The sequence below is a fragment of the Cupriavidus sp. GW822-FHT02D05 genome (genome assembly GCF_058802485.1).
Window position 1 is genome coordinate 1 of sequence record NZ_JBXAOE010000067.1, and the last position, 5,473, is coordinate 5,473.

The 5,473-nt window shown below is 65.9% G+C and carries 6 protein-coding genes and 1 pseudogene; 4 read left to right on the forward strand and 3 right to left on the reverse strand.

Annotated elements, in window-relative coordinates:
• Nucleotides 1-251, reverse strand: a 251-nt coding sequence (locus tag AC1RQK_RS40240) for a hypothetical protein (protein WP_492815217.1), incomplete at its 3' end; no start/stop codon positions are given.
• 252 nt (nucleotides 252-503) lie between these two features.
• Here AC1RQK_RS40240 and AC1RQK_RS40245 point away from each other — a divergent pair.
• Nucleotides 504-827: a hypothetical protein gene (locus tag AC1RQK_RS40245; RefSeq protein WP_150985789.1), complete on the forward strand. Its 324-nt coding sequence runs from the start codon at nucleotides 504-506 to the stop codon at nucleotides 825-827.
• Nucleotides 828-1,009: 182 nt separating this feature from the next.
• Here AC1RQK_RS40245 and AC1RQK_RS40250 read toward each other — a convergent pair whose 3' ends face one another.
• Both AC1RQK_RS40250 and AC1RQK_RS40255 read right to left on the reverse strand, forming a co-directional pair.
• Nucleotides 1,010-2,251: an FAD-dependent oxidoreductase gene (locus AC1RQK_RS40250; protein WP_492815223.1), complete on the reverse strand. Its 1,242-nt coding sequence runs from the start codon at nucleotides 2,249-2,251 to the stop codon at nucleotides 1,010-1,012.
• A gap of 49 nt (nucleotides 2,252-2,300) precedes the next feature.
• On the reverse strand, nucleotides 2,301-2,786 hold the full coding sequence (locus tag AC1RQK_RS40255; RefSeq protein WP_492815219.1) for a hypothetical protein: 486 nt from the start codon (nucleotides 2,784-2,786) through the stop codon (nucleotides 2,301-2,303).
• A 114-nt stretch (nucleotides 2,787-2,900) separates the two neighbouring features.
• On the opposite strand from AC1RQK_RS40255, the gene AC1RQK_RS40260 reads away from it, so the two are divergent.
• The 3 genes and pseudogenes from AC1RQK_RS40260 to AC1RQK_RS40270 all read left to right on the forward strand — a co-directional run.
• A complete protein-coding gene (locus AC1RQK_RS40260) occupies nucleotides 2,901-3,767 on the forward strand; it encodes an AraC family transcriptional regulator (RefSeq protein WP_492370622.1) in 867 nt (288 codons plus the stop codon).
• A 139-nt stretch (nucleotides 3,768-3,906) separates the two neighbouring features.
• A complete protein-coding gene (locus AC1RQK_RS40265) occupies nucleotides 3,907-4,344 on the forward strand; it encodes a MarR family winged helix-turn-helix transcriptional regulator (RefSeq protein WP_492815221.1) in 438 nt (145 codons plus the stop codon).
• Between the two features lie 39 nt (nucleotides 4,345-4,383).
• Nucleotides 4,384-5,409, forward strand: a pseudogene (locus AC1RQK_RS40270) (efflux transporter outer membrane subunit); the annotation flags it as partial.
• Between the last annotated feature and the right edge of the window lie 64 nt (nucleotides 5,410-5,473).

A 5,473-nucleotide genomic window follows, 5' to 3' on the forward strand; every position in this document is an offset into this window, starting at 1 on the left:
TTTTCTTGCTGGGGCGGAGCAGCGGCTTCCATGTGTTGAATATTATCTACTGGTAGATAGATAGTCAAGGGGTTTTTTAGATCGGAGACCAGAAGTCCAGGATACAGCGCAAAGCGCACATGGACCGTGGCGATACGCTCGAAGAAAGGCTGGGAAAGCCGGGAAAGCCAGAAAAATCGGGGAAGGCACCGGCCGCTGCACACGTTTCGCACTCCGGGAAAGGGCGCGGCCGAAAGGAAAAAGCGCAACAAGGATTTACAACGTTTTACTACGGCCTCCCTGGATTCACTCCTAGGATGAACTGTGCGGGACGCAGCATAGGCAGGCGGGGACGAGCTCTCATGCGCCCTGGCCTGCCTTCACTAGCGTGCCCCGCTGGCCCATCGAGGTTACCGCCCCAGCTTGCCTGGCGTGGCGCAGATGCCAGCTATTCCGGCCGGCCTGTGACCGGGCGCACCCTCGCTGAACCACAGGCGACCACCTCCTTACCACCGGAGCAAGAGATGCGCAGAGTACTCACGTTGACGTTACTTGTCGCCGCCGCAACGGCTTCAGGCTTGAGCTATGGCCAGCAGAAGAAGTTCGACCCGTACACCGACGGGGCCAAGGCCGGCAAGGCCGATCCCTATACAGATGGGGCGAAAACCGGCAAGTTCGATCCGTACACGGATGGTGCGAAGCAATCCACGCAAATGGACCTGAATGCCACGCAAGGCAAGCCCGATCCCTATACGGACGGAGCCAAGGCCGGCAAGGCTGATCCCTATACGGATGGCGCCAAGGCCGGCAAGGCCGACCCATACACGGACGGCGCGAAATCGAAGTAGCGAGCAGCTGAAAGGCGCGGCCACCCACGTGCCGCGCCGCCGCGTGGCAATGCTCGCTCCCGGGCAATAGCGCCCCGGGTTCGGATCTTTGCGGCGGCAACCGCGCGCGGCCCCTTCGCTTGGCCGCGCTGGGTGCGCTTGTGTGCGCCAGGTCGCGTCACCGCCTTCCCAGATCACCACGCCTAGCCGGCCAGGACCCGCTCCGCTTGCCGGCCGCTGGCGCCCAGCAACACCTCTGTCCCGCGCTGCGACGCCAGGATGGCGCGCGCGCTGTATTCCCGCATCACGGTTTCGTAGCCGCCAATGGCCGCCCGCAGCGAGCGGCGGCCGGCGGCGGCCTCGCCCAGCTGCCGCGATAGCAGGAGCGCATCGTGCAGCGCCGTGTTTGCCCCCAGGCCGCCGGCCGGGCTCATGGCATGGATGGCGTCTCCCAACACCGTGACAGCACTGCTTGGCCAGGCAGCGGGCACATCTGCCGCCCTGACGGGCACCATGGCCAGCGAGGCTCGATCGCTCAGCTGGAACAGCGGGCACAGCCCGGCATGCCACCCAGCCGAGATGCGTTCGAGGCGCGCGGCAAGCGCGTCCTGTTGCAACGCGTCCCCGGCTTCCCAGCCGATGCCAAGGGTTTCGCGCGCGCCGACGATGGCCCAGTAGAGGTAGTCGCCAGGCATGCTCAGGCGGTACCCCGCGGGCGGCGGGCGGAACCGCATCGGATCGATGATGACGGCCAGGCCATCGCCAAAGACGATCGACGTCCTGGCCGGCAGCAAGCCGGATAGCCGCACCAGCGTGGCAGGCGTGGGATAGGTCTTGCCATAGAGGCAGGCAAACCCGGTATCGGCCGGTGCCGCGCCCGGCAGGCGCCGCCGGCGCACCCTTGAATTAACGCCATCCGCCGCGACGAGCAGGTCCGATACAGTGGATGAACCATCGGAGAAGCCCGTTTGCACGCGAGCGTCTCCGTCCTCGCGGTAACGCACAAATACCTTGCCGAAATGCACCCGGTCCTCGATGCCATGCATCAGGATTTCGCGCAGCGTCTGGCGGTTCACGCTCAGGTCTTCCGCTTCCGCTTCCGCTTCTGCTTCCACTTCCGCTGCGGCGGACGCATCGCCCCGGCCACGCCGCCACGCCTCCACCCACCTGCCGCTGACAGCCTCGAGCCCGGTGTCGACTATGTTGACGCCAGCGTTGGGGATGGCGCTGGTCGACTGGAACACGCTGAACAAAGCCGCCGGCAGGCAACCCTTCAAGGCCTCTTGGCCAGCGTGGTCGATCCGGATGCGGTAGCCCTGCGTACGGCTGGCCAGTGCGGTGTCGCGCTCATAGACATCGAAGGCGATGCCGCGCTGCTTGAGCCCTTGCGCCAGGCATAAGCCTCCCAGGCCGGCGCCGACGATGGTGATGTGCAGTGGTTTCATAGGCACGGAGAATGTCGCGGTTTGGGCCATGACGGTGGTTGTACAGCGCTCAACGCGCGGCTGCCCGGGGTGCCTGCGCATCCGCGGACGCATCCGGCGTGGTCTCGTTCAGCGCCCGCGCGGCCAGCGAAAGCGCGTCGGCCATGGTGGCGCAAATCGCCATGGGAATGCCGAAGGCCTTGACGGCAAGCAACGCCTGGGCCCTGAGCGCGGCCCGCTTGACCGGGTCGGGCTCGATGTGGACCAGCGCCCTGCATACCGCGCCGAGCGGCGCCTTGTACTGTTTCAGCCACAAGGCGCGCTGCTTGCGGTCCTCATGCGTTTCCTCCGCTGGCCGCTGATCATGGATCAGGACGAAGGGCCGGCCCTGCTCGACCAGCGCGGTCATCTCCTCGCGCCACTGGATTGCATAGCCCGGCTGCATGGCCGGCGTGCGGCCGATCACGATGGGAAAGCGGCTGGCGTCGTAAATCTGGAAGCTGGGTGTTGCGGATATGGCCGGGATTGCCGGTACGGCGGGGATTGCGGTCTGCATATGGATCTCCTGCGGCGCGGGGAAGTGTGGATGGCAGCGCCTTGGGAGCAAGTATCCGGCGGATTCGGGTAGACTCGATATCGTTATCCTGCCTAAAAATAATGAGTTTCAGCCATGTCGTCGCATCCATCCCATCCTGCGTCCTCAGCCCGCGTGACGGCGGAAACGGAAAGCCTGCTGGCCGCCTTTGCCGACACCAGCGAACAGCCGGACGGCCCTGCCTTGATTGCCATGCGCGGCGCCGACAAGGCGGACAACGAGTTCCGGCTCGGTACGCGTGAGCTGGGCTGGCACAGCCACGTGCGCGGCCAGCTGTTCTGCATCGACAACGGCCTGGTGCATGTCCGCACGCGGCGCGGCTCCTGGCTGCTGCCCGCTCAGCGGGCTGGCTGGATGCCGCCGGGAGAAATGCATCGGGTCACGATCAGCGGCGTGCTGAGCGGCTGGAATGTGTGGATCGCGCCCGCCGCGGCACAAGACCTGCCCGGCATGCCCTGCGTGGTAGGGACCAGCGATGTCATGCGCGCGCTGATCAGCCGCGCTGCGTCGTGGCCTTCGCCGTTCACGCTGGACGCCGCACAGGAGCGGATCATCGCCGTGCTGCTCGATGAGATCCGGCAGGCGCCACAACAACCCCTGCACCTGCCGCTGCCCAGCGACCGGCGTGCCTGCCGCATCAGCGACGCCATCCTGGCGCAGCCCGACGATCACCGCAGCCTGGTGGAATGGGCGGCCTGGGCCGGCTTGTCTGCCCGCACGCTGTCCCGCCTGTTCCTGGGCGAGACCGGCCTGAGTTTTGCCAACTGGCGGCAGCAGGCGCGCCTCACCCTGGCGCTGGAGCGGCTCGCGCGCGGCGAGGCCGTGGGCGAGGTTGCGCAGGCGCTGGGCTACGCCACACCAAGCAACTTCATCGCCATGTTCCGCCGTGCGTTTGGCGATTCTCCGGCCCGGTATTTCGCCAGCCGCGAGGTGCATGCGTAGCCATCCGTGCCGGGAAGCGGCGCATTGGTAACCTGCGGGCCGCCTTCTCCGCACGCGCTAAACAATGTAGATTCTGACCTTGAATTTATCTGACTTATCAAATATTATCCAGCCAGCAGACGGAAGACGGGAGGCAGCCATGAAGCACTACACGAAAGGGACTTTCAACCTGACGGATAGCGTCGGTTTTTATCTCAACAAGGCCCGCAATCTTGTGCTGATGGAGATGGACGCGGCCCTGAAGGAGCTGGATATCACCGCCCAGCAGATGGGCATCCTGCTGTCGCTGTCGCGCGGCACGGCCACCACCCCGTTCGAGCTGAGCAAGCTGCTGGTGATCGACACAGGCCTGATGACCCGCATCCTCGACAAGCTGGAGCACAAGGGCCTCTTGACCCGCTCGCGCAACGTGGATGACCGCCGCGTGGTGAACCTGGAGCTCACCGCCAAGGGCCACAGCGTTGCCGACCAGATCCCGGAGATCGCCCCCGAGGTGCTCAATGCGCGCCTCAAGGATTTCAGCAAGAGCGAGTTCAACGAATTGTTGCGCCTGCTCGACAAATTCTCGGCCGCCTGAGCGCGTCTTTTTTTAACCATTTATCTGACAAATCAGAAAATGAAAACGCAGACTTCTCGAACGACTGGCCGCGCCCTGCGCTCCGCCAAGGTCCTGCCCCTGCTGCTCAGCGCCTGGCTGGCCGGCTGCGCCAGCTACGCGGGCATCTCCAGCGACAAGCACGTCGCCGAGCCCACCGCGCTGGAAACCACCGCCAGCCTGCCCCCCGAGCAAGGCCACTGGCCCGCGGCCGACTGGGCCGCCCAGTTCGGCGACGCGCAGCTGCGCGCGCTGATTGCCGAGGCGCTCGAAGGCAGCCCGTCGATCGACATGGCCAAGGCTCGCCTGGCCGCCGCCGCTGCCTACAGCGAAGGCGCCAATGCCAACACCTTGCCGCGCGTGGATGCCGGTTACGCCTTGACCCGCCAGCAGTACTCGGCCACGGCCATGGTGCCGCCGCCAGTCGCGGGTTCCTGGCAGACCGAAAACCGTGGCGTGATCAGCGCCGCCTATGAACTCGACCTGTGGGGCAAGAACCGCGAAGCGCTGGCCTCGTCGGTCTCCGCCCGCCGCGCCGCCGAGGCGGAATCGGAACAGGTCCGCCTGTCCGTCAGCTCGGCCGTGGCCCGCGCCTATAACGAACTGGCCCGCCTGTACGCCCTGCTCGACATCGCCCAGGACGAAGTCAGCCAGCGCAGCGCGCTGGCCCGCATTACCCGCGCCCGCGCCGCCTCCGGCCTGGACACCGAAGTGGAACAACGCACCGCCGACGCCAACCTCGACGCCAGCAACGCGGTGGTCACGGCACTCAATGGCGCCATCCTCAATGCCCGCTACCAGCTGGGCGCCTTGCTTGGCCGCGGCCCGGACCGCGGGCTGGCCCTCGCGCGGCCCACGCTGAGCCCCGGCGATGCCGTGCGCCTGCCGGACAACCTCCCGGCCGACCTGGTCTCGCGCCGCCCCGACATCGTTGCCGCACGGTGGCGCGTGGATGCCAGCACCCACGACATCAAGGTGGCCAAGGCCAGCTTCTACCCCGACATCAACCTGAGCGCCGCGATTGGCCTGGATGCCTTTGAGGGTGGAGACAAAACAAAGAAAGACCTATTCTTCCTAAACTGAACATGGAGATGCAGTCATGGGGAAGATG

Coding starts and splice junctions, on each gene's coding strand:
- AC1RQK_RS40265 (WP_492815221.1), top strand. CDS start 3,907: ATGAAGCACTACACGAAAGGGACTTTCAACCTGACGGATAGCGTCGGT.
- AC1RQK_RS40250 (WP_492815223.1), bottom strand. CDS start 2,251: ATGAAACCACTGCACATCACCATCGTCGGCGCCGGCCTGGGAGGCTTA.
- AC1RQK_RS40255 (WP_492815219.1), bottom strand. CDS start 2,786: ATGCAGACCGCAATCCCCGCCGTACCGGCAATCCCGGCCATATCCGCA.
- AC1RQK_RS40260 (WP_492370622.1), top strand. CDS start 2,901: ATGTCGTCGCATCCATCCCATCCTGCGTCCTCAGCCCGCGTGACGGCG.
- AC1RQK_RS40245 (WP_150985789.1), top strand. CDS start 504: ATGCGCAGAGTACTCACGTTGACGTTACTTGTCGCCGCCGCAACGGCT.